This is a genomic window from Psychrobacter sp. SHUES1 (assembly GCF_001652315.1).
Taxonomy (GTDB): domain Bacteria; phylum Pseudomonadota; class Gammaproteobacteria; order Pseudomonadales; family Moraxellaceae; genus Psychrobacter; species Psychrobacter faecalis.
The window spans coordinates 1-24,045 of sequence record NZ_LXWA01000032.1 but is presented as its reverse complement, the minus strand read 5'-3'; the positions used below and the strand labels follow the sequence as shown (position 1 = coordinate 24,045).

Genomic DNA, 24,045 nt, shown 5'->3' with positions numbered 1-24,045 from the left:
GATTTTATATGAACCGCCCCGACTATATCGGAGACTTGATTGCTTGAGTCAGGCAGCTTTGTCTGACTCAATAAAACTATCATAGTATCGTCTCTCAAACTCAAAAGGCGACACATAGCCAATCGTACTATGAATGCGAGTTTTGTTAAACCAATCGACCCATTCAAGGGTTGCTAATTCAACATCACTCACACCTTGCCACTGCTGTTTTAAATATTCAATCACCTCCGTTTTATAAAGTCCGTTAACCGTTTCAGCCAACGCATTATCGTATGAATCACCTGTCGTGCCAACAGATGCAATGACGCCAGAATCAGCCATCTTATCAGTATAGCGAATTGATAAGTACTGAACGCCGCGATCACTATGATGAATGACATCTTTAGGATGGTTTCTGTCTGCAATGGCTTGGTTTAGTGCTGCCATCACCATATCAGTGTTCATACGATCTGATACTTTCCAGCCAACGATAGCGCGAGCAAATACATCAATGATAAAGGCGGTATATACCCAGCCACTCAGTGTCTTTATATAGGTAAAATCAGCAACCCATAGTTGGTTAGGGCGATGGGCATTAAAGTTACGATTAACCAAATCATCAGCACGCTTTTGATCGTCACGAGACTTAGTCGTTATCTTACCTTTACCTCGCCAAATACCCTGCATTCCATGCTGACGCATTAAACGCTCTACAGTGCAGCGTGCAGGATGTATACCCTCTGCTTTCAACTGTTGCCAGACTTTACGAGTACCATAACGGCATTTGCTGTCCTTCCAAATACGTTTGATTTCATTTAGATAGAAATCGTCATGCTGACTACGCTGTGAACGCTTCTCCGGATTGTCGTTTAAGTCTTTGGTACGATAGTATGTGGATGGGGCAATCGGCAAGACTCTACAAATAGCTGGAATGCCATAAATAGATTTATTCTCGTCGATGAATTGAACCATCACTAAGGTTTGCGGTCTATTTCCGCCTGGGCGAAAAAAGCGGCTGCTTTCCTTATGATCTCATTGGCTTGTTTTAATTCTTTGTTCTCACGTTCAAGCTCTTTGATGCGCTCGGCTTGGCTTTGAGCTTGAATCTTTGCAGGAATGGTTTTATCAATGTGCTTTTTATGCCATGATCGTAGGGTCTCAGGCGTGCAACCTATCTTTGGTGCTATGGCTTTGATGGCTGACCATGTAGATGGGTAGTCGTCTTTAGCTTCAACTAGCATACGGACGGCTCGTTCTTTCATTTCAGGGGTATAGTTTCGTGTTTTCATTGTCGTATTCTCTCAGAAAGTTGAGTCTCCGACAATCTCGGGGCGGTTCAAAATGGAGTCTTTAAGAAATGAGTATCAGGAAAAAATTAACAGTGTACTTCTTGATGGTTTTGAAAAAGAATTATTGAATTCTGCTTTTATTAACCTTTTAACTCCTAACGCACTGAGGTTGAATAATTTTGCTTATGCACTGCGTGAACTTACAAGGCATGTTTTACATAGACTAGCGCCAGATAATGAGCTTAGAAAATGTGAATGGTTTAGACCAGATGGGACATCATCTAACGGAATCACTCGAAAACATCGAATAAAATTCGCGATACAAGGTGGTCTTTCTGATTTTTACGTAATTGAAAAGCTTTATATTGATGAAGTGGATGATGTTTCTAACGAACTAAAAGACATCATAAATGACTTGAGTGAATTTACTCATATAGAAGAATCGAAGTTTAATAGTTCAACAGAAAAAACTAAAAAAACGGCAGAGCAGTATCTTTCTGTAACACTAGGTTTTGTTAAAAAGATTGACGAGCTTAGAAAAGAAGTAGCAGATAAGCTATTCGAGAATATTGATGAAATGCTGATTAAACGAATAAATAGTGAGTCGGTGGTCGAGTTGATAGAAATATCAACCCATCAGTATATTGAACAAATAACACCAGAAAAAATTCATGTTATTAAGGTTGGTGCAAATTCACTAGTAATGAGTGTCGAAGCACTTATAGATGTGATTTTGCTATATGGATCAGAATCTGATCGTCGTAAAGATAATGGGGCCGAAATTCCAATTTCATTTCCTGTTTACAGTGAGATGGAAGTACTATTTAAGAAGCCATTAGGTAGTGTTATTAATCTCAACCAATTCAGCGTAGACATTTCCAGTTGGTATGATGGGTAATATCGGAAAGAGCCTAAAATCAAATAACTTCTACAAACCCAAAAAAACGCTCATCAAGAGCGTTTCTCATCTAACCAAATCCTAAAACTCTAAAAACCTACCCAAAATCTTCCCTCAGAATAGCCGCCATATTACGCTCGGCAAGTCCCGTGATAAACACATACGGATTGACGCCAGCGCTACCGGGGATTAACGCGCCGTCTTGCACGTAGATATTCTCGTGCCCTTTGACGCGACCAACTTCATCAGTCGCCCAGCCTAATACACAGCCGCCAAGCGGGTGATAGCAGAAGTTATCGCCGAAGCCTTTGGTGAATAATAAGCTTGAAGTAGAGCCACCATTTACTTTGGCGAGTCTTTCGATCAGCTCTTTAGCAGCGTTCACCGAATACTCATTTTGCTCGCGTTTCCAGTTAAGTTTGACGGTTTTAGTGGCCTTATCATAGTAATAGTTACCGCGTTCTGGATTGTCAGTGATGGCGAGATAGAGCGTTGTCCAAGTCTCAAGTCCTAATGGTAATGGCGCGAGTTCAGCAAAGATTTTATACTTTGAGCCGCCTCTATCGCCGTCCCACATATTGATACCTTTGACCGGAATGGTCGATTGGGTGGTGCCCGCGGCGTGGACGAAATTGCGACCGGTCATGATATTACCGTTTGGTCCCCAATGTTGTCCGATATGTTCGTTTAGGTTGTTTAATTTGCCTTCCGCTTGGCTTTTGAGCAGTAGCTCTGAAGTGCCCGTACTGCCAGCATTAAGGAAGAGCTTATCGCAAGTGTAATGCTCAACTTTATCGATGCCGCCCGTAGTTTTTAACACATGAACTTCTAAGCGCAGTTGCTCATTATCGAGCGCTTGAATAGTATTAACTTTGCGCAAGGTTTTTACGGTGACATTGCCGGTGGCTTCAGCGTCTTTTAGGTAGGTTAAATCCAGTGAAAATTTGCCAGCATTATTACCATAAATGACTTCACCGCCGAGCGCGGATTTATACACTTCGCCGCGCGCTTCCTTTTGCATATAGTCAAAATCGTAGCTATTACCGAAAAACTCTGTTTTCATTCCCGCCTTTGCTGCTTGGCGTTCAGCTGCGCGAGTGTACTCATAATGCTCGGACTCATTAAAAAACGATTCAGGGATTTTACTGACTTTCAGATTTTTCATGGCACGGGGAAAATAAGTATCGTACATCTCATTAGAATCAATCCAAGGAAACACTGCTTCAAAATGCGCGCGTCTTGGCTGAATGGCAATCACGCCATTGACGATAGAGCCGCCGCCATAAGCACGCCCTGCAAATACTTTCATATCGTCATATTCGATTAAATCCAACACCCCAGGATATTTTCTGATAGGAATTGGAATCGGGATAGGGGCGTTTGGCATATTGCTAAACCAGCTTGAGCGTTTATCGGCGCTAATCATTTTGCAAAAGGTATTATGTGCGGGCGTTCTATCCCAGCGCATACCCATCTCAAGTATCAATACTTTATGACCTTTTTCGCTTAATCGTAGCGCTGATACCGCGCCGCCGTAACCACTACCGACGATGATATTGGGGAAGTGTCCAGCTTGAGTAATTTTGCTTGGTAGTTTTGGCTGCTTGGCAAGCGTTTGGCAGCCACTCACCGCAGCGGAGGTGCTGATAGCGCCTAAGCTTAAACCCATGGCTTTAATCAGTTGGCGACGTTGCATGGTGTATCCTAATTTGATATTTAAGCTAAAAAAGCCCGATTTGAATAATATTAGCTTTCGACCGCAAAGGTGCGCTAAGCCAAGCGAGCATCATATTAGAAAACATAGGTTGCGTTATTACTTCAGTCACACGATTGCTATAATACTTATAGATAAATCGGGCTTTCGTTCATCGATTATTCTTGCCAGTTTTTAGTCAATGGCTTAGCCAGTTACTTAGCAAATTGTTTTTAGAGTAAGGCGTAAACTTGACCGAATAGATAATTTCGCTTATCATCTTGTTTCAATGTACTAGAACGCAAATACATTTGATTGTTCTTATCCTTAAAAAAGCTAAATAATTCGGCAAAAATGCCAATATTCATACGCCATTTAAAACAATAAGGCTTATCTATGACAACGAAAAATACCGCCATGAGCTACGGATTACATCAATCTATCTTGCCAAATAACGAGGGTTTATATGGTGAATTCGGTGGCAAAATTGCTCACCCAGAGCTTGCTAAAGCCATGAGTGAGATTGAGGCAGGCTTTCGTGACATTATCAAAAACGACGACTTTATCAAAGAGATGAAGCGCTTACGTGAGACTTATGTTGGTCGTCCAAGCCCCATTTATCATGCGCAGCGTTTGACGGAGCATTGCGGCGGCGCACAGATTTATTTTAAGCGTGAAGACTTGAACCATACGGGCGCGCATAAGATTAATCACTGCTTAGGTGAAGTATTATTAGCCAAAAAATTAGGCAAAAGAAAGGTCATTGCGGAAACGGGCGCGGGGCAACATGGCGTCGCATTGGCAACGGCAGCGGCCTTGATGGGTATCGAGTGTGAGATTCACATGGGTGTGGTCGATATTAAAAAAGAACATCCAAACGTCAGCCGGATGAAAATTTTGGGTGCCAATATTGTCCCAGTATCACGCGGTGCAGGGACGCTAAAAGAAGCAGTCGATAGCGCATTTGAGACTTATTTGAGTGAGCTTGATACTAGTATGTTTGCGATTGGCTCGGCATTGGGGCCGGCTCCCTATCCTGAAATGGTGAGCTATTTTCAGTCAGTGGTTGGTCATGAAGCACGGGCGCAGTTCTTAGCGACGACGGGTAAGCTGCCCAATAAAGTGGTCGCTTGTGTCGGCGGTGGCTCGAATGCGATTGGTATGTTTAGCGGCTTTTTCGATGATGCCGAGGTACAAAAAATCGGCGTCGAACCCGCAGGTGAAGGTTTGGATACACCCAATCATGCGGCGACGATGTCACTGGGCGTCAAGGGTGAGATTCATGGGTTTAAGTGTTATGTATTGCTCGATGAAAAAGGCGAGCCTGCACCGGTACATTCGATTGCCTCAGGGCTTGATTACCCGGGCGTTGGACCACAGCATTCGCATTTACGAGATTTAAAGCTTGCTACCTATGAGTCGGCGACTGATGCAGAATGTTTACAAGCCTTTATGGCGCTATCACGCCTTGAAGGTATCATTCCGGCTTTAGAGTCGGCGCACGCCATTGCCTATGCGATGAAAATCGCCAAAGATATGTCAGCGGATGAGACGATTTTGGTCAATTTATCAGGGCGCGGCGATAAAGATATTGATTTTATTTTGGATAAGGTAAAGCTATAAAAAATCTGCAAGCAGTATAAAAAAACAACAGCTCTCAAGCGTGTAACCAGTTATCATCGTGGTTTTTTTAGTCTAACGCTTGATAGGATTTACCCATGTCCAACCGCGACCTCATTATTTTTATGACATTGTCCTTTATGTGGTCGCTGTCCTTTATTTTTTACCGTGTCGGCGTGCCAGAATTTGGCTCGCTAGCATTTGCCAGTTTGCGCGTGGTGCTAGCTGGCTTGACCATGTTGGTTTTTGTCTTAATCAGCCCAAAAAACAGAGCAGGTATCCGTGATAACTGGAAAGTTTTGACCCTAGTCGGACTGTTTTCTGCCGCTATCCCTTTTATCCTATTTGCCTTTTCAGCGCGCTCGGTCAATGCTGGGGTGTTGGCAGTGCTTAATGCGTCCGTACCGATGATGAGTGGTTTTATCGCCAGCACCTTTTTTAAAGACCGTTTGTCAAAAAAACAAATTATCGGCTTAATCATTGGCGTTATCGGCGTGATTATTTTGATGAGTGAGAACTTATTTGGCGGCAGCGGGCAGGGCGCTGAGTCAGGTTCAGGGTTACTGCCGATGGGCTATGCATTATTGGCCTGTGTCGGTTATGCGGTCGGCGCCAATATCACCAGAAACTATTTATACGATGTCTCGCCGGTGGCGATTACCGCAGGCTCGCTTATCATTGCCAGTATTATTATGCTGCCGATAGCGGTGTATGAGTTTCCCTATGGCAAAACCATTAGCCTCACTGCTTGGACGTCAGTGATTTGTATCGGCGTCTTCTCAACCGCCATCGCGCTGATTTTTATGAATCAACTCATCAAAAGTATCGGTCCGATGCGCGCGACCAGCATTACCTTAGTGATTCCAATTTTTGCCATTATTTTAGGCTATCTACTGCTTGGTGAGGCTTTAGACACGCCAGCGATTATCGGTTCAATGGTGATATTGTTTGGTACTTATCTGTCGTTAGAGCTGTCTATTAAAAAGATGCTTAAATCCTAAGATATTGCTTTTTTCTAATTGATAAATAGCCTTTTAATCAATGCCACTTATTTAGCACCTTCTGCCATGATAAGTTGAATGGGAATGGGAATGATGTCAAACGCTTTGGCAAATGGCATCAGCGTTTCCAGTCTTTTTTCTTCTGCTAAAGCCTTGTCTGGTTGATAATGATAAAACTTCAGCGTGGTCGGTTGGCGAAAGCGATAGGTAAGCGTCTCGATATTTTTCACCGCCGGTGCCACTGTCACAGGAAGGCGCCACAGATTTTTTGTACAGCGTGTTATACCACCTGCAAAACCATCATTACAAGTAAAATCAAACCCTTCAAGCTTCGCCGTTTCACCTGCGGCTAGCAGATGGGTCGGTTTTTCAAACCATAATATGGTGGCAATACATCTTTGCGCTGAGCTGCAGCCTTGCTCGTCTATTCTTATTCTAAAATATGGCGCATTGAATGCTGGTATGGGCTTAAAGGAAAAATAAGCCAAATCTACTTGCTCTAAAATATCAATAAATTCACGATCTCTCTTGGCGCTCTGTACCAAATAACTGCGCTTTTCTCCAACAAATACAATCGCATGCTCAACGCCTTTTTTAGGATTTACGAATTCTGCTTCCCTTTCTCGTTCTTCGCGCTATTTGCTCACTGCCAGTGCTTTAACAGCGTTAGGTCTGGCTATTAGCTCAGCGCATGCCGCTGGCATCGAATACAGCAAACAGTCGGTTGCGCCTTTTTTTGAGCCGGGTAATTATGCCGAGCTATCTTATGCGTATGTTGACCCAAAAATTGAAGGCACCGATGCCGCTGGTAATAAAATCGGCGATATGATGGACGACTTTGATTTACCCGGTGCCGCTGTCAAAATCGCCCCGACCGCCAATACGGCATTGGCAGTGATTTATGAGCAGCCCTTTGGTGTCGATACCGAATACCCTGCAGGAAATATATTTAACAATCGCATGGGTACAACTGAAGCGCGAGTAGAGACAACTGGCATCACGCTTTTGGGCGGCGGTAAGATTGGCAATAATGTTTGGTTATATGGTGGTCTTGAATACCAAACGTTAAAAGGCAATATAACGGGCGCGCAGCCAGTCGGTTTGACTACCGCTGTTTCGCAAGTAATCGATGAAGCGGGCGCGCTTTTTGGTATTCCAACGACTACCGCTTATTATGATTTGGTCAATAAACAAAATAATGGCACGATTACGCCAACTGAAGCGGCAACTTTGGGCGCTATCAATGAAGCGGCCATCAATCCTGTGGCGACAGCACCGACTTATTATACCTTAGATTTTGAAAACGAAAATACGCTAGTGCCCGTCGTTGGAATGGCGTATGAAAAGCCAGAGATTGCCTTGCGTGCCGCATTAACCTATCGCGCTCCTGCCAAATATCAGGTATCTGGCGTAGAAAACCTGCAAGTTATTTTGCCGCCTATCGCTGGTGGTGATGGCGTAACGCCGGGACCAGCTACTGATGAAGTTGCCTTACCGCTAGCAGGCAAGACCGAAGTGAAAATGCCGCAGTCGGTCAATTTCGATTTCCAAACCGGTCTGAGTGAAAAGTATCAGTTATTAGGAATGGTTAACGCGCGCTGGGTAGATTGGAGTAACTTTAATGTTGCCCCGCCTTTAGCGACATTATCGACACAAGAGCCTTTAGCCGCCTATAAAAAAGATGGTTATGCGGTTGAAGTGGCATTGGGTAAGCAGTTTAATCCAAAAGTTTTAGGCGAAGTGCGTTTGGGCTATGATCATGGCACTGGCGCACCGCTCAGTTTATTAGGACCTTATGACTCTATCAAAAGCTTGGGGCTAAGCGCGCAATATAAACTCACTGAGCAGCTTAGTGTGTCTGCGGGCGGTCAATATATGTGGTTTGAAGGCGGTCCAGTCGATACCAAGATTGATGGGCGAGTGGCCAATATCGATGATGGTACTGGCTACGCACTTGGCATGAAATTGGGTTATCATTTTTAAAAATTGACTGAGATTGTTTGTTAAAAGTAGCGATTAGAAAAAGCACTAACTTAAAAGTAGGTGCTTTTTTTATTACTAAATTTTAGCAAAAATTAATGATTCTATTAGCTTAACACCCTTATAAGGTCACATAAATAATAGCGTTTGAAAGGTTGGAAATATACTTGCGTCGATGTTTTTGTTTGTAAGTATTACTTGGAATCGCGGTATCTACCCTTATAAAGAACTCGGCTGATAAATGGCTGTCTTAACAATTAGCATGGCTATTTATCAAAGCTCAATAATTCTTATAAATCTATTTTATAACAACAAACAAGGCTCCACATGGCACACGATACCTTATTCGAACCCGTAAAAATGGGTACCCAAACTCTAAAAAATCGCATCATTATGGCTCCCTTAACCCGCTTACGCGCGGTCGAGCCGGGCGATGTTCCTACGCCACTAGCCAATGAATATTATGCCCAGCGTAGTGGCGCAGGATTGGTCATTACCGAAGCAACGCAGGTTTCTTTTCAAGCAAAAGGCTATGCAGGCGCGCCCGGTATTCATACCGAAGATCAGACGACGGCGTGGAAAACCATCGTCGATAATGTCCATGCTAAAGGCGGTAAAATTGTCGTGCAGCTATGGCACACCGGTTTGGTCTCACATGAAAGCGTCCAGCCGGAAGGCAAGGCGCCTATTTCGGCGTCTGATGTTCATGTGGGCGTGCGCACGACATTGCGTGACAGTAATAACCAACCAATTCGCGTTGAATCTACAACCCCGCGTCCAGCCACGCTTGAGGAAGTAAAGCAAGTTATCGCTGACTTTGGGCTTGCGACTAAAAACGCCAAAGAAGCAGGGTTTGATGGCGTAGAGATTCATGGCGCGCATGGTTATCTGCTGCATCAGTTTTGGGTTGAGCAAACCAACCAACGTAATGATGAATATGGCGGTAGCCGCGAAAACCGTGCGCGTTTGATCCTTGATGTTATCGATGCTTGCGTGGCTGCGTGGGACGCTGACCATGTTGGTATTCGCATCTCACCGCTTGGTACCTTTAATAATGTCGAAGCAGGCTACCATGAAGACGAAAATATCTGGCTTATTGAGCAAATTAATAAGCGCGGGCTGATGTATTTGCATCTTTCTGAGCCTGATTGGGCAGGTGGTACGCCTTATAGCACAGAATTCCGTCAGCGCGTTCGTGATGCGTTTGGGCAAATGATAATTGCTGCGGGTGGTTATACCCCTGAAAAAGCGGAGCAGAATATTAAGGATGGCTATATCGATGCCGTTGCTTTTGGCCGTGATTATATTGCCAATCCGGACTTAGCTGAGCGTATCCGCGAAGGTGCACCGCTCAATGAGCAACATCCGCAAAGCTTTTATGGCGGCGGTACAGAAGGCTATACCGATTATCCTTTTTTAAAACAAGCTTAAATATTTCTAAGATAGCTATTTTAAATTGGCTTTATCGATTAAAATAAAGCGATAATGAATAAAAAGCCACCTTGCTAATAACAGTAAGGTGGCTTTTTAATGGGTAATATTTAGCTATTTACCAAAGTTACCCGTTTGGTAATCACGAAATGTTTGTTTTAACTCCGCTTGGGTATTCATGACAAAAGGACCATAGCCTACCACTGGTTCGCCGATCGGCTCACCGCTTAATAGTAGCAGTTTAACTATGCTTGACGATGGCTTATCACCAGAAATCTTATCATCAGCTAGCTTGGGGTACGTCAGCTTAATGCTATCGTTTATCTGCGTTGTTGCTTGTTCATTGGCAGAGTCAATAGCGATATCAGTATCAGTCGGCGCTGTAAACTGAATCAGACTGCCTGCGCTTACTGACTTATCATTAACCAGTAGCGTGCCTTCTTGTACCAATATCATGATGTTATGATTGTTTGGCACTTGCAGCATCGTTGAGCCACTGCTATGCAAGGCAATATTCCACATATTGATTGGCGTAAAGGTACTTGCTGCGCCTTTAGTGTCTTGCCATTCACCAGCAATAATTGCTGCTTGACCAAGAGCATGTCCATTCTCAAAATCAGTTAAATCAACCATAGGCAAATCAGCGCGTTTTAGCGTTTGATATTTAGGGGCAGTCAGCTTATGGGCGCTCGGCAAATTGACCCATAATTGCACCATGCTAAAAAGTCCACCACGGCGACTAAAGTCGGGTGAGTGGAATTCTTCGTGCATAATGCCGCGCCCTGCGGTCATCCATTGCACATCGCCTTCTTTGATGATGCCACAACCGCCAGCCGAATCGGCATGGCTAATCTCGCCGGCGTAGGCAATCGTCACCGTCTCAAAACCCTTATGCGGATGCTGCCCGATACCGTGCGGCCCATTCTCATGGTTTGGATTTGGCGCAAAGGTGGTCGGCTGACCATAGTCCAATAATAAAAACGGATCGGTATGCTGATAATTAAAATCAGCTTCGTTATCTAAATGATTAAACAAAGTTTTGACATAAAAACCATCGCCGACCCAATGCGGTGCTTTATTATTATGAATATGTTTGATGGCGCGCATTGCTTACCTCGTCAGCCTAACTGTATTAAAGAATACTTATTTATTTCACCGTCATTCTTTAATAGGAATGAAATACCTACTCTTAAGTAATTCTAAATCTGTATGGGTTTATATGGTGGTTAAATTCAAAATAGTCAAATATTTAGTGTTTTTAAATTTGCATCGCTGGCGTTTGAAAGGCTAGCGTTTGAATGCTTACCGTTTAAATTAAGGGTCTGTCTTAACATCAAACCACTTCGCCGCAAACAAAACCACTGGCCCACGCCCATTGAAAGTTATAGCCGCCAAGCCAACCGGTGACATCGAGCACTTCACCGATAAAATATAGCCCGTCTTGATATTTGCTTTGCATGGTCTTTGACGAGACTTCATCGGTTGTGATGCCGCCGCGTGTGACTTCAGCGGTTCGATAGCCTTCAGTGCCAGACGGTTTTAGCTGCCAGCCGTTCAGCGTCGCGCCAAGCTCTATCAAGCGCTCATCTTTAATATTGGCAAGCTCGGTATCTTTGATATCGTCCCACAAATGCGTTTGTAGCGCTGCCAGCAGTTTTTTCGGCAAAGCATTGTTGGTATTGTCTGCCAAGACCGTGCGGATAAGCTGGCGTGGGTGCGATTTTTTATGAGCAAGTAAAAGCGCAGTCATATCGATTTCAGGTAGTAAATTGATAGTGATGGTTTCGCCAACATGCCAATAGTTAGACAGTTGCAGCATAGCTGGGCCCGACAGCCCGCGATGGGTAAAGAGCAGCGGTAGCTTAAAGGAGATGCGCTCATTACTGGCAATCACCGGCAGACTGATACCGGCAAGCGTACGAATCAGCTCACCCGTTTTATCGGTAAAGGTAAATGGCACAAGGCTGGCATCAGTTGCGACTAACGTATGACCAAACTGCTGCGCCAGCTCGTAACCAAAGCCGCTCGCACCTAAGGTCGGAATTGATAAGCCGCCCGTCGCTACCACAAGCGACTCGCAGCGATAGCTGGTTTGCGGCAACTTACTTTGATTGCCGCTGTCTTTTCTCTCTTGCTTTTCTTTTTTACTCAGGTTTTTGCTGGTAATTAATTCAAAGCGAGATTTTTTATTATTCTCATCAGTTTTTACTTGTTCGATGTGGGTATTGAGCTTGACTTGCACGCCCACGGCAGCGCATTCATCGAGGAGCATGGTTAAAATATCTTGCGCCGAATCATCACAAAATAGCTGCCCGTGCTCGCGCTCATGGTAAGGAATTTTATGCTGCTCAACCATAGCAATGAATTCCCAACTCGGATAACGGCTGAGCGCGGATTTACAAAAATGGGCGTTGCTGCCGATAAAATGCTCAGGCTCGACGAAGTAATTGGTAAAGTTGCAGCGTCCACCACCTGACATGAGGATTTTTTTACCAGCTTTATTGGCATGGTCGAGCACCAAGACGCGGCGACCACGGCGACCCGCGGTGAGCGCACAATATAACCCCGACGCACCAGCGCCGATGACGATGACATCGTAGTAATTGTGTGCTGCTGTATTGCGCGGATTTTCCATGATGATAGGCTCCAAAAAGCGCTAAACTTTAAAGAATAAAAATAAAAAAAATCGTAAAATTAAAAAGTAGCCGAGTGGGCGTTTTAATCATAAAGGGTAGCTATTGTCCATGTTTTGTAGCAGGTTACAAGGATTAAATATTTTTGCCCAGTCAACTTATAAAAGTCGCTACCCTTGATTAAGTATACAGCTGTGCAGCGAAATTGTTGTGTTTTGCGCTCGACGTCTTGCAACGACGCTGCTTATTTGTCAAACTAACTTAAGTGTCAGACATTATGGAAGATGACATCACTTGTATAGGCCACCGTTTGCCGTTCATATTTAACATAAGCCATTAACTACCAGTCGTTTGATGATGATGGTTTTATGCTACTTGTTTAATGATAGTCGCAACGACAGCCGCTACAAGTCAGAATAATTAAAAAAGGATGACTACGATGACTCAAAAATCATTTCCTATCGCGGCTGAGTTTGTCGCCGCTGCCAATACTAGCGCTGAGCAATACACCAAAGAATACCAACAATCTATTGCGTCACCTGAGGCGAACGATGCCTTTTGGGCGAAGCGTGCCGAGCTGATTGATTGGATAAAAAAACCCACCAAAATCAGCGATGTCAGTTATGACTTAGAAGATTTTCATATCAAATGGTATGAAGACGGTGAGCTTAATATCTCAGTTAACTGCCTTGATCGCCATGTAAAAAATCACCCTTATAAGCCTGCCATTATTTGGGAAGGTGACCATCCATCGCTGCACAAAATCATCTCATTTAAAGAGCTGCACGAAGCGGTGTGTCGTCTCGGGAATGCCATGCGCAAACTTGGGGTCAAAAAAGGCGACCGTGTCACTTTATATATGCCAATGATACCAGAAGCGATGGTCGCCATGCTGGCGTGTACGCGCATCGGGGCGGTACATTCGGTGGTATTTGGCGGTTTTTCTGCCGAGAGTTTGGGCAATCGCATTATCGATAGCCAATCAAAATTGGTCATTACCGCCGATGAAGGTATTCGCGGTAATAAACGCACGCCGCTCAAAGCCAATGTCGACCGTGCGTTAGACATGGATGGCACCGATAGCGTGACCAATGTCGTGGTCGTCCATCGTACGGGTAACTCTGTGCCGATGAGCGGTCGCCGCGATGTCTGGTATCACAGTTTGGTCGATGGCGAATCGAAGCATTGCGAGCCTGAAGTCATGAATGCCGAGGATCCGCTGTTTTTATTATATACTTCAGGCTCTACCGGCAAGCCAAAAGGCGTGCTGCATACCACTGGCGGTTATATCACTTATGCGCTTTCTACGTTTCGCGATGTGTTTGATGTCAAAGAAGACGATGTCTACTGGTGTACCGCCGATGTCGGCTGGGTGACCGGTCATACTTATGCTACTTATGCACCGCTCGCCAATGGTACGACGACGGTCATGTTCGAAGGTGTGCCAGAGTATCCGACGTGGGCGCGTATTGGACATATTATTGATAAACACCAAATCACGATTTTATACACGGCACCGACGGCCATCCGTGCGATGATGAAAGAGGGCGATACCTTTGTCCGTGAGTCGGATCGCTCAAGTTTGCGTTTGCTCGGGACGGTTGGTGAGCCGATCAATCCAGAAGCGTGGGACTGGTACTATCATGTCGTTGGCGGCGGTAAATGTCCGATTGTCGATACATGGTGGCAGACGGAAACCGGCGGTATCTTGCTGGCACCAATACCGGGTACTGTCGATATGAAACCAGGCGCGGCGATGAATCCGCTATATGGCATCGAGCCGGTCGTCGTCGATGCTGATGGCCATGTCTTAGAAGGTGCGGCAGAAGGTAACCTTGCGATTAGTGGCGGCTGGCCGGGGCAGATGCGTACCATTTATAACGATCACGAGCGCTTTTTAAAAACCTATTTTACAGAATATCCGGGCTATTATTTTACTGGTGATGGTGCGCAGCGTGACGAAGACGGTCACTACTGGATTACTGGACGCGTGGATGATGTGCTCAATGTTGCCGGGCATCGCTTGGGCACGGCAGAGATTGAAAGCGCGGTGGTTGCACACCCAGCAACGGCTGAGGCGGCGATTGTCGGTATGCCGCATGACATTCGCGGCATGGGGGTTTGTGCCTTTATCATTCTAAAATCGGGCGAAACCGCAACGGATGCTTTAAAATCCGAGCTCAATCGCCACGTGCGCGCGGAGATTGGCCCGATTGCTAACTTGGATGCTATTTATATGGTGGACGTCTTACCCAAGACGCGTTCTGGTAAAATCATGCGCCGTATCCTGCGAAATCTTGCCGCAGGGCAGTATGTTGGATTGGGCGATTTATCGACCCTCGCTGATAGCGCTGTCATCAATGAGCTGATTGACGTGGTCAAAGCGGAACGCGGAGATTAAAGAGTATGATTCGATAATTGGATATACTAAAAGGATATGCACTAAACTAATTTTTCCCTTCTTCAAAAGCCATACTATCGTAAATAGTATGGTTTTTTTACCTAGAGGTTATTGCTATTGGCGCGCTTTAAAGTTTCAATAACTTTTGTTTTTCTCTACATTTACAAGGTTTAACGTCATTATGCCGAACTCTTCTTTGCAGCCTACGCAGGCATCAGCGCCAAAAATTGCTATTATCGGTGCTGGCTTAACGGGGCTATTTACTGCCACCTTATTAGAACGCGCTTTTAGCCAAATGAATGAGCAGAAAATTAATGACAAATCCTTAATACCAGAAATCACTATTTTTGAGAAATCACGCAGCGTCGGGCGTCTAGCAACACGTTACCGCAGCGATAGCCTTACTGATAAAAACTGGCAATGGGCATTTGGAGCGCAGTTTTTTACCACCAAAACCACAAGCTTTCAACAATTTATTGAGCCGTGGTTGCAGACAGGTTTGCTACAGCCTTGGTGCGCGCGAGTAGTGAGCTTAACGCCAATGTCTGCGAATAATCAGACACTCGATATTCACCTCAAAGAGCAATGGGGCAGTACGCAAGCGCGTTATATCAGCACGCCAAAGATGACCAATTGGGGGCGAGCATTGGCTGATGAATTGCAGCATAGCACCATCAAGTTTAATACCCGCGTCGCGCCATTATCTCAATATAAGCAAACGCCAGATAGCAACAACAATAATAAAACTAACGACAAAACCAGTGAAAAAACCAGTAATAAAACTGAGCTATTCGATGAAAATGGCAACAGTCTTGGTCATTTTGATTGGGTGATTTGTACGGTGCCAAATGGTCAAGCCGTCGAGCTGATGGCAGATAGCGGCTTTAGTGAATGCGCAAAAATCACTGAGCCAACAATGCAGGCGTGCTATAGCTTAATGCTTGGTTGGAATGAGAACCAACCATTACCTGAGGCGCTAAGCTGTTGGGACACGGCGTGGGATGTGGCTTATGTACAGAATTCTATCATTGATAGAATATTTATCGAACATCATAAGCCTGAGCATCATGCGCTATTACCCAGCATGACCATTCATGCGCGCAACGACTGGTCAGAGCAGCACGTCGATGACGATATCGATACCATAAAAGCAAAGTTGTTAGAAGCCGCCAAGCAAGCACTAAACTGGCAAACCGACAGCGCGCCAAGCCAAGTTAACTGTCACCGTTGGCGTTTTGCTGCAACCGTAACCGCTTCTCATAAAGAGCAGTTAGGAGTATTGGTTGATGATAAGCAACAATGGATTGTCAGCGGCGATTGGTGCGGGCAAGGTAATATCGAAAGCTGCTATCAAATGGCAGCGCAGACGGTGGCAGCGATGGTTTAATTTACAGATAATAAAGGCTTTAAGGAATTAAACTTAGACGTATTACATCATAATAAATTTGAATTTATATAAATCATTAACTTACCGGCAAAAAAAGAGCCCACGAAGGAGGTGTCGTGGGCTGAGGAAAACTTATCATGCGACCGAGCTACTACTGAATAACGAGCCACAAGTAAATTGATCAAGATTTATTATTGTTAATATAAAGATGACGACAAAATCTATGATTTCAAGAAATTATCACATCTGCTTACAATTTCCAGTGTACAACTGTATTTATTACACAGTCATCATAACTGAAATTGGTCGATTTACCTAGCTTGCTTACATGTCATTACGTTTTGGTTAATTGTCCGCCGATTATTAGCTAAAAATCATCATCATAATCGTTTTGCTAAGCATCTTTTGCTCAAAAACACTTGCAATTGAGTAAAGCCAAAACCAACCGGCACAGAAGCATGACGACATGGCTGAAAAATGCTAAGCTAGCCACATTCTTATCGTTCACTATAAACTGGGTTTGTCATGACCGAGAGTACACCGCTGCACACACCAGAACAAAAACCGCTACCAACGCCAAACGACAGAAGTATCTTTAACTTACCCAACAATCTTACGATTGCGCGTATTTTAATGATTCCGCTATTTGTGGCGATTGCTTATTGGCCACCCGCCATGGGAATTGGCATGCCAGCGATTTCGGACAATGTCATCGCGCGGGTAGGTATGAGCGAATTTAGCGACAGTTTGCTGCGCCATTTGCTGCTAACCGGTGTGTTTATTATCGCCGCGGTGACCGATTGGCTCGATGGTTACTTTGCCCGTAAGCTTAACGTGGTCTCTGCGTTTGGGCGCTTTTTAGACCCAGTCGCTGATAAGCTAATGGTCGCAGCCGCATTGATTATCTTGGTACAGTGGCATCCCAATATCATTATGGCGATTGCTGCGATTGTGATTATCTCGCGTGAAATTGCTGTCTCGGCGCTACGCGAGTGGATGGCGGAGCTTGGCAATCGTACCAGTGTTGCTGTCTCGTATGTCGGCAAACTCAAAACCACTTTTCAGATGATCGCTATCACTGTGTTATTGTTAAATTGGCAATCGCTTGAAATGATAGGCTATATATTGATGGTGGCGGCGGTGATTTTAACCTTATGGTCGATGATGATTTACTTAAGAGCTGCATGGCCGTATTTAAAACAAAGCGGTTAGTATGTAGAATAAATGCTATTAGTCATTAAGTTTACACGCTTAAGTTTAAACCGCTCATAAACAAATACGCCAGTCATGATAAGTGACTGGCGTTTTTTATTTATCATAGTTTTAACTGTATTTAATGATCAAATAATTACAATTCAATAGAGAAATTTCCCCCTAAGCTTTTTTCAATCGCCGTATCGGTAACTGCCGCCGCCGTCATTTTGACCGCGCTGGTAATGGCATTACCATTTGCCCAATATTCCGCGCCATGCGGCACCACTTTAATCAGCTGTACCCTTGGATCTTCTTTGCCTTGCTCAAAATAGGCGTTATACATAACCGACCATAGTTCATTGAGTTTTTCCGCATCCTCGATCAATTCAGCAGTACCAGAAATAGATAGATACCTATCATCACCTTTCGAGGTATAAGCCAAATTTACTTCCGCATTTTGTTTAATGTTATCAACAGTCTCAGATGGCGTGTGTCCGATAAACCAGATCTCTTTGGCGCCAATGCTGGTTTCGGTGGTATTCATCGGGCAAGAGTGCAGATGGTCTTCGCCATTGCGTGTGGTCATCATGGTATATTTAATATCTTTTACCATCGCTTGGATGGTGTCCATTTGCGCTTGTTTACTCATAATAGTTATCCTTTACTATTGAAATAGGCAGTTTAAAAGCTACCGACAGATAATTAATGAATCATTAATAACTCTTAGCCGATGACTCGTTATGCGTGGAATCAGTTATTAATATAATAAAGTTGCTTAATAAAACGATATAGCTGCTCTGTAATACGCTGTGACGCTTTGTAAGCTTTAAGATTTTGATAAAACAAAATAAACCCATAAAATTTTGTTGAAAAAAACGCTAGTAAATAAAAATTTACTAGCGTTTGAAGTATCGGTCTTGTGTTTTATTTTTTTATTATTAAGACAGCAAAACTTACAGAAACCGAGGTTATAGAGAGACGGAGAAAGTCTCGCCTAAATCTTCAGCAGTTTTACCTTCTTGTACCGCTGCGGTTGCCATTTTAAACATATTGACCACTGAGCTACCGCTGATCCAGCACTCGGCACCATGTGGCACTACTTTAATCAATTGGACGTTTTCATCTTCTTTACCGTTAGCAAAAAAGGCGTTATAAACAGGCGACCATAGCTCATCTAACTTGTCTTTGTCGGTTGATAATTCAGCGTTACCACTGATAGAGACATAGTTTTTCTCGTCTTGGGTAGCGTACGTTAATCCAATTCTGGCATCGTTTTGGATGTCTTTGACGACGTCTGAGGTTTTATCACCGATAAACCAAATTTCTTTGGCAGCGACATCGGCTTTATTGGTGGTCATTGGCCAAGCGTGAATGTCACCTTTTTTATTGGTGGTACTCATCATGGCAAATTTTACGTCTTTGATAATTTCTTGGATTTTCGCGATATGCTCTTGGTTACTCATTTGGTTTGTCCTTTTATCATTATAGTAAGTGGTTCTTTGTTTAACTTATGGTTGCTTATTAATCATTCAGTTTAGACAAGCCAGCGCCGTTTATAGTAATTTTTATGAGCAGATTATATTTATAGTTGTCAAGCTCGTTATGACGCGCTTAACTCATCGCAACTGCCAACTAGAATAGCGATTATCACTATCTTATTTATATAGGTCGCCAGTAATGCGATGTGAGTGTTTGTAAGGTTTACAAGAATTAGGTAAAAATTGTGACGCCAGCTGAGCAATATTTCTGTTTTGAAAAGCTTTTTATCTCGGTTTTGACCTGCTTATTACAGGGCTTCTTGTTATAATACGCAGACCATTTACTTTGCATGGCAGAGATGCCTTGATCTTACGGATTATGCCTTTATGATGACCATCGCCGGACAACCGTTTCTTACCGATTTTCAGACGCAGCAACTCATCAGTCAGTTTCAGCAAAAAACCGAGCTAAATGTCAGCCAGATTCATACTCAGCAGGTTTATGTGCTATCGCGCGACCTCGTAGGTGATGAGCAGAAAAAAGCGCTGGATTTGTTTGGGATGCATGCCGATATTCAACTTGCCGCTCCAGAGGCCAATCAAGTACAAGTGATCGTCGGTCCGCGTTTTGGGACGATTTCGCCGTGGGCCAGTAAAGCGACCGATATCTTTAATAACTGTGAAATTGAGATTAAACGCGTCGAGCGCGTCATCGTTTATACCCTAACGATTGATGCAAAAGCAGACGGTGAATTGAGCGCAACCAATAACAAGCTTCCTAAAGCCGCTGAGCAATTATTGTTTGACCGTATGACCCAAAGCCTAGTTTATGATTTAAATGACGTAAATAAACTGTTTGATGATGAACAGCCAGCGTCGCTTAATCGCATTGACGTCATCGGCCAAGGTCAATCAGCGTTAGAGGATGCCAATAAAGAATTTGGTTTTGCCTTGTCGAGCGAAGATATCGACTATCTAATGAATGCCTACGTCAATGAGCTTAAACGTAATCCAACGGACGTTGAGCTCATGATGTTTGCGCAGGCCAACTCAGAGCATTGCCGTCATAAAATCTTTAACGCTGAGTGGACGGTCGATGGCGAAGTGCAACCAAAATCACTGTTCCAAATGATTAAAAATACTTATAAAGCCAATCCCCAAGGTATCTTGTCGGCTTATAAAGACAACGCCGCGGTGATGGCTGGTGCTAAGGGGCTGCGTTACTACCCAGTGCCGACTGATGCCACGGATGTAAATTCTGCCCATCCTTATGACTTTCATCAAGAAGAAATCGATATCTTAATGAAGGTCGAGACTCATAACCATCCAACGGCGATTGCCCCTTATGCCGGTGCAGCGACGGGCGCGGGTGGTGAGATTCGTGATGAAGGCGCAACCGGTCGTGGCGGTAAACCAAAAGCCGGTTTGACGGGTTTTCATGTATCACATCTGCATATTCCAGAGCTTGCCGAAAAATGGGAGCAGTCGGGGCAAGTCAGCACCCAAGACTACGGTACGCCCGATCGTATGGCAACCAGCCTTGAGATTATGACCGAAGCACCACTCGGCTCAGCAAACTTCTCTAACGAGTTTGGTCGTCCAAACTTATGCGGGTATTTCCGTAGTTTCCAATTAGATACCTCAGCGGCAAAAGACGGCAGCGAGATGCGCGGCTATCATAAGCCCATCATGCTGGCAGGTGGTTACGGTAATATCAAACGCAACCTCATCGAGAAAAATGCCATTCAACAAGGTGACTTATTAATTGTCCTTGGCGGCCCTGCGATGCAAATCGGTTTGGGCGGCGGCGCAGCATCATCTGTCGATAGCGGCGAGCTGGATGAAGGTTTAGACTTTGCTTCTGTGCAGCGCGATAACGCTGAGATGGAACGTCGCTGCCAAGAAGTCATCGATCGCTGCTGGGCCTTGGCTGGTAACGATGTCGACGCTAGTAACAACAGCGCGGACGGTAACCCAATCGTCTCATTACATGACGTTGGCGCCGGTGGTCTATCAAACGCCATGCCAGAATTGGTCAATGACCACGAGATGGGCGCCCATTTAAACCTGCGTAAAATCCCGTCGCTAGAAGCAGGCATGTCGCCGATGGCGATTTGGTCAAACGAAGCGCAAGAGCGTTATGTACTAGCAATTCGCCCTGAAAGCAAAGAGCAGTTTGATGCGATTTGTGCCCGTGAGCGTTGCCCGTATGCCATCTTGGGTGAAGCGACGGAAATACGTCAGCTTATCGTTGATGATGAATTGCTCGATGAGCAGCCAGTCGATATGCCGATGCAAGTATTGCTCGGTGGTACGCCGCAGATGCAGCGTAGCTTTAATCGTCAAGACAATGAGTTGCCGCCGCTTGAGCTCAATGATTTTAATTTAGCTGAATCTATCAAAGATGTGCTGCGTCATCCAACCGTTGCGAGTAAGTCTTTCTTGATTAGCATTGGTGACCGCTCAATCACGGGTATGGTAGTCCGTGACCAATATGTCGGTCGCTATCAAGTGCCCGTTGCCGATTGCGCCGTTACCGCGTCTGGTTTATTAGCGCTAGATGGTCAGCCAATGAGCGGTGAGGCGATGAGCGTCGGTGAACGTACGCCTGTTGCCCTTATTAGTCCAAAAGCTTCTGCACGCTTAGCAGTCGGTGAAGCGATTACCAATATTGCTGGCGCGCGTATTAACCAGTTATCAGACATCACCATGTCAGCAAACTGGATGGCCGCTTGTGGCGATGACAATGAGGACGCTGCATTGTTTGACGCCGTACATGCGATCGGTGAAGAACTATGCCCAGCATTGGGTATCGCTATCCCAGTTGGTAAAGATTCGCTATCCATGCGTGCCAACTGGACAGATAGCAACGAAGACGGTAGCACTGATAAATCAGTCGTTTCGCCAATGAGCCTCGTGATTACTGCTTTTGCGCCTGTTATTGACGTGGTAAAAACGCTTACGCCTGAGCTAATAAATGGTGATAGCGCCTTCTACCGTATTGATTTATCAAAAGGTAAACTGCGCCTTGGCGGTTCAATCCTTGCGCAAACGGCAAGCCAATTGGGCAATGAGTGTCCTGACCTCGATAAACCAAGCGATTTAATCGACTTCTTTAACTTTATCCAAGCGGGTAACGAGCAAGGCGTTATTAGTGCTTATCACGATATCGGTGATGGTGGTTTGCTAGCAACGATTGCAGAGATGCAATTCACCAGTCGACAAGGTATCAAGCTGTCATTGGACGATAAAAATTTACTCGGTCAGTTATTCAGTGAGGAGCTGGGCGCGGTCATTCAAGTCTTACCAGAAAACGTCGCGGCTCTTATGCAATTGGCAGAAGAATTTAACGTCAGCGATATGCTAAGCCTCGTCGGTCAAAGCTGTGAGGAAGACAGCCTCATTATCCAAACGCCAATACTCATGGTTGATGATACGCTACGCTTTAAGCGTTCTGAGCTACAACAAGAGTGGAGTCAGGTCAGCTATCAAATCGCCCGTCGCCGTGACAACCCAGCGTGCGTACAGCAAGAATATGACTTGATCTCTGATGCTAGCCATCAAGGACTTATCGCTGCGCCAAACTTTGACCTCAATCAAAAAGTTGAAGAGCCATATTTAGCTAGCCGTGAAAGTAAGCCAAGAGTCGCTATCCTGCGTGAGCAAGGCGTCAACGGTCAGACAGAAATGGCAGCAGGCTTTACCCAAGCAGGCTTTGAAGCGGTCGACGTCCATATGAGCGATTTACTTGAAGGTCGTATTAATCTACGTGACTTCGACGGTCTGGTCGCTTGTGGTGGCTTTAGTTATGGTGACGTCCTCGGCGCAGGCTCTGGCTGGGCGAACTCTATCTTGTTCCATGACGAATTGCGCATGCAGTTTGTGCGCTTCTTTGCCCGTCCTGATACTTTCTCACTCGGTGTCTGTAACGGCTGTCAGATGATGGCGCAGCTCAAAGACCTCATCCCAGGCGCAGAAAACTTTCCAAGATTTATTGCCAATAAATCTGCTCGCTTTGAGGCGCGTACGGTCAACGTCAAAGTCGAGCGTACCAAGTCTATCTTGTTCAAAGGTATGCAAGATAGTATCTTACCAATCGCTGTCGCGCACGGTGAAGGCTATGCCACGCTGGACAATACCGAGATCGACGGTATGGCAAAACACGGTCAGCTCGCCATGCGCTTTGTCGACAGCCAAGGTCATCCAACCGAGACCTATCCGCTTAATCCGAACGGTTCGGTCGGCGGTGTCACGGGTCTGTGTAGCACCGACGGTCGCGTCACCATCATGATGCCGCACCCTGAGCGTACGCTACGTGCCTACAATCATAGCTGGAAACCAGAAGCATGGGATGAGGACGGAGCGTGGATGCGTATGTTCCGTAACGCTCGCGCTTGGTTGCGTTAGGATATAGCTTAAGTTGTTTTAAATCATTGTTTTAAACATAAAAAAAGGTGGGCTTCGGCTCACCTTTTTTATGTTTGGGATTTGAGTTTTAAGAAGTAGGGGAGCTAATCCCGCTTTTCGCTTATATCTGCCAGTCTGGGCGAGGCGGTGACACGAGTTGAGATGTTGCTGTTACCTCGACACTACCTCAAACTCTAGCCACCGCAACTTGCCCAACCCAGCAGGATACCGCTACAGTCGGGGCTAAAACGCGCCTCTGAATGACCATTTTATGATAAATTAGTCTGAACTTTAATTTTAATCGGTGCGCTAGGTGCACACTACGAGCTTTTCAATAAAACCAGTCGCCATTACGAAGATTTTCTATATCTCTGTCACTTGATTTACGCACCATGTTAGATATTGCACCGTTAGCTTGTCCATGGTCTAGCTTTGTAAGAAAAGTATTGACCTCAGATTCATTCGCATGAAGTATCTTATCTAAACCCCAGTTCGGGATAAGCCACATTGTAACTCATTGATACTATTTACAATATGGCTACCTGTCCCTGCTGAGGCATGTTTTTGATGGTGGGTTTATAGGGAAACCAGCAATAAGCAATCAAACCTGACAGCAAGTTTGTGATAAACCCCGTGACACTACGATGGCGTGAG

The 24,045-nt window shown here is 44.9% G+C and carries 16 protein-coding genes, 1 pseudogene and 1 other annotated feature; of the genes and pseudogenes, 9 read left to right on the top strand and 8 right to left on the bottom strand.

Annotated elements, in window-relative coordinates:
• Positions 1 to 48 precede the first annotated feature (48 nt).
• A protein-coding gene (locus A7325_RS03435) for an IS3 family transposase (RefSeq protein WP_369811280.1) occupies positions 49 to 1,268 on the bottom strand; the annotation gives its coding sequence in 2 pieces (ribosomal slippage) (positions 49 to 983 and positions 983 to 1,268; 1,221 coding nt in all).
• Positions 877 to 993: a sequence feature (AL1L pseudoknot), on the bottom strand. (Overlaps the previous gene by 117 nt.)
• A gap of 52 nt (positions 1,269 to 1,320) precedes the next feature.
• Here A7325_RS03435 and A7325_RS03425 point away from each other — a divergent pair.
• Positions 1,321 to 2,166, top strand: coding sequence for a hypothetical protein (locus tag A7325_RS03425; RefSeq protein ID WP_068404666.1), 846 nt, complete (start codon positions 1,321 to 1,323; stop codon positions 2,164 to 2,166).
• A 97-nt stretch (positions 2,167 to 2,263) separates the two neighbouring features.
• Here A7325_RS03425 and A7325_RS03420 read toward each other — a convergent pair whose 3' ends face one another.
• Positions 2,264 to 3,862: a GMC oxidoreductase gene (locus A7325_RS03420; RefSeq protein WP_068404663.1), complete on the bottom strand. Its 1,599-nt coding sequence runs from the start codon at positions 3,860 to 3,862 to the stop codon at positions 2,264 to 2,266.
• Between the two features lie 414 nt (positions 3,863 to 4,276).
• Between A7325_RS03420 and trpB the strand changes: the two genes are divergently transcribed.
• The gene (trpB, locus tag A7325_RS03415; RefSeq protein WP_226928828.1) at positions 4,277 to 5,482 is read left to right on the top strand and encodes a tryptophan synthase subunit beta; all 1,206 of its coding nucleotides are present in this window, start codon (positions 4,277 to 4,279) and stop codon (positions 5,480 to 5,482) included.
• A gap of 95 nt (positions 5,483 to 5,577) precedes the next feature.
• On the top strand, positions 5,578 to 6,480 hold the full coding sequence (locus A7325_RS03410) for a DMT family transporter (protein ID WP_068404660.1): 903 nt from the start codon (positions 5,578 to 5,580) through the stop codon (positions 6,478 to 6,480).
• A gap of 47 nt (positions 6,481 to 6,527) precedes the next feature.
• On the opposite strand, the gene A7325_RS03405 is transcribed toward A7325_RS03410, so the two are convergent.
• Positions 6,528 to 7,025 (bottom strand): hypothetical protein, encoded by a 498-nt coding sequence (locus A7325_RS03405; RefSeq protein ID WP_068404658.1) that lies wholly within the window; start codon positions 7,023 to 7,025, stop codon positions 6,528 to 6,530.
• A 94-nt stretch (positions 7,026 to 7,119) separates the two neighbouring features.
• Here A7325_RS03405 and A7325_RS03400 point away from each other — a divergent pair, with 94 nt between their 5' ends.
• The gene (locus tag A7325_RS03400; protein ID WP_068404656.1) at positions 7,120 to 8,463 is read left to right on the top strand and encodes an outer membrane protein transport protein; all 1,344 of its coding nucleotides are present in this window, start codon (positions 7,120 to 7,122) and stop codon (positions 8,461 to 8,463) included.
• Positions 8,464 to 8,787: 324 nt separating this feature from the next.
• Positions 8,788 to 9,891, top strand: a complete 1,104-nt coding sequence (locus tag A7325_RS03395) for an alkene reductase (protein ID WP_068404654.1) — start codon at positions 8,788 to 8,790, stop codon at positions 9,889 to 9,891.
• 114 nt (positions 9,892 to 10,005) lie between these two features.
• Here the strand turns inward: A7325_RS03395 and A7325_RS03390 are convergent, their stop codons facing one another.
• Positions 10,006 to 10,998: a pirin family protein gene (locus A7325_RS03390; protein WP_068404652.1), complete on the bottom strand. Its 993-nt coding sequence runs from the start codon at positions 10,996 to 10,998 to the stop codon at positions 10,006 to 10,008.
• A gap of 226 nt (positions 10,999 to 11,224) precedes the next feature.
• Complete coding sequence (locus tag A7325_RS03385; RefSeq protein ID WP_068404650.1) at positions 11,225 to 12,526, bottom strand: NAD(P)/FAD-dependent oxidoreductase; 1,302 nt, start codon at positions 12,524 to 12,526, stop codon at positions 11,225 to 11,227.
• A 437-nt stretch (positions 12,527 to 12,963) separates the two neighbouring features.
• On the opposite strand from A7325_RS03385, the gene acs reads away from it, so the two are divergent.
• The 3 genes from acs to pgsA all read left to right on the top strand — a co-directional run bounded on the left by acs (position 12,964) and on the right by pgsA (position 17,524).
• Positions 12,964 to 14,925, top strand: coding sequence for an acetate--CoA ligase (gene acs, locus A7325_RS03380; RefSeq protein WP_068404648.1), 1,962 nt, complete (start codon positions 12,964 to 12,966; stop codon positions 14,923 to 14,925).
• Between the two features lie 181 nt (positions 14,926 to 15,106).
• A complete protein-coding gene (locus A7325_RS03375; protein ID WP_068404646.1) occupies positions 15,107 to 16,312 on the top strand; it encodes an NAD(P)/FAD-dependent oxidoreductase in 1,206 nt (401 codons plus the stop codon).
• Positions 16,313 to 16,837: 525 nt separating this feature from the next.
• A complete protein-coding gene (gene pgsA / locus A7325_RS03370; protein ID WP_068404644.1) occupies positions 16,838 to 17,524 on the top strand; it encodes a CDP-diacylglycerol--glycerol-3-phosphate 3-phosphatidyltransferase in 687 nt (228 codons plus the stop codon).
• A gap of 136 nt (positions 17,525 to 17,660) precedes the next feature.
• Here the strand turns inward: pgsA and A7325_RS03365 are convergent, their stop codons facing one another.
• Both A7325_RS03365 and A7325_RS03360 read right to left on the bottom strand, forming a co-directional pair.
• Positions 17,661 to 18,155: a pyridoxamine 5'-phosphate oxidase family protein gene (locus A7325_RS03365; protein ID WP_068404642.1), complete on the bottom strand. Its 495-nt coding sequence runs from the start codon at positions 18,153 to 18,155 to the stop codon at positions 17,661 to 17,663.
• Between the two features lie 319 nt (positions 18,156 to 18,474).
• On the bottom strand, positions 18,475 to 18,969 hold the full coding sequence (locus tag A7325_RS03360) for a pyridoxamine 5'-phosphate oxidase family protein (RefSeq protein WP_068404640.1): 495 nt from the start codon (positions 18,967 to 18,969) through the stop codon (positions 18,475 to 18,477).
• 402 nt (positions 18,970 to 19,371) lie between these two features.
• Between A7325_RS03360 and purL the strand changes: the two genes are divergently transcribed.
• Entirely contained in the window at positions 19,372 to 23,391 is a 4,020-nt protein-coding gene (purL, locus tag A7325_RS03355) for a phosphoribosylformylglycinamidine synthase (protein WP_068404638.1), read from the top strand.
• Between the two features lie 527 nt (positions 23,392 to 23,918).
• On the opposite strand, the pseudogene A7325_RS13665 reads toward purL, so the two are convergent.
• A pseudogene (locus A7325_RS13665) lies at positions 23,919 to 24,045 on the bottom strand (IS982 family transposase); the annotation flags it as partial.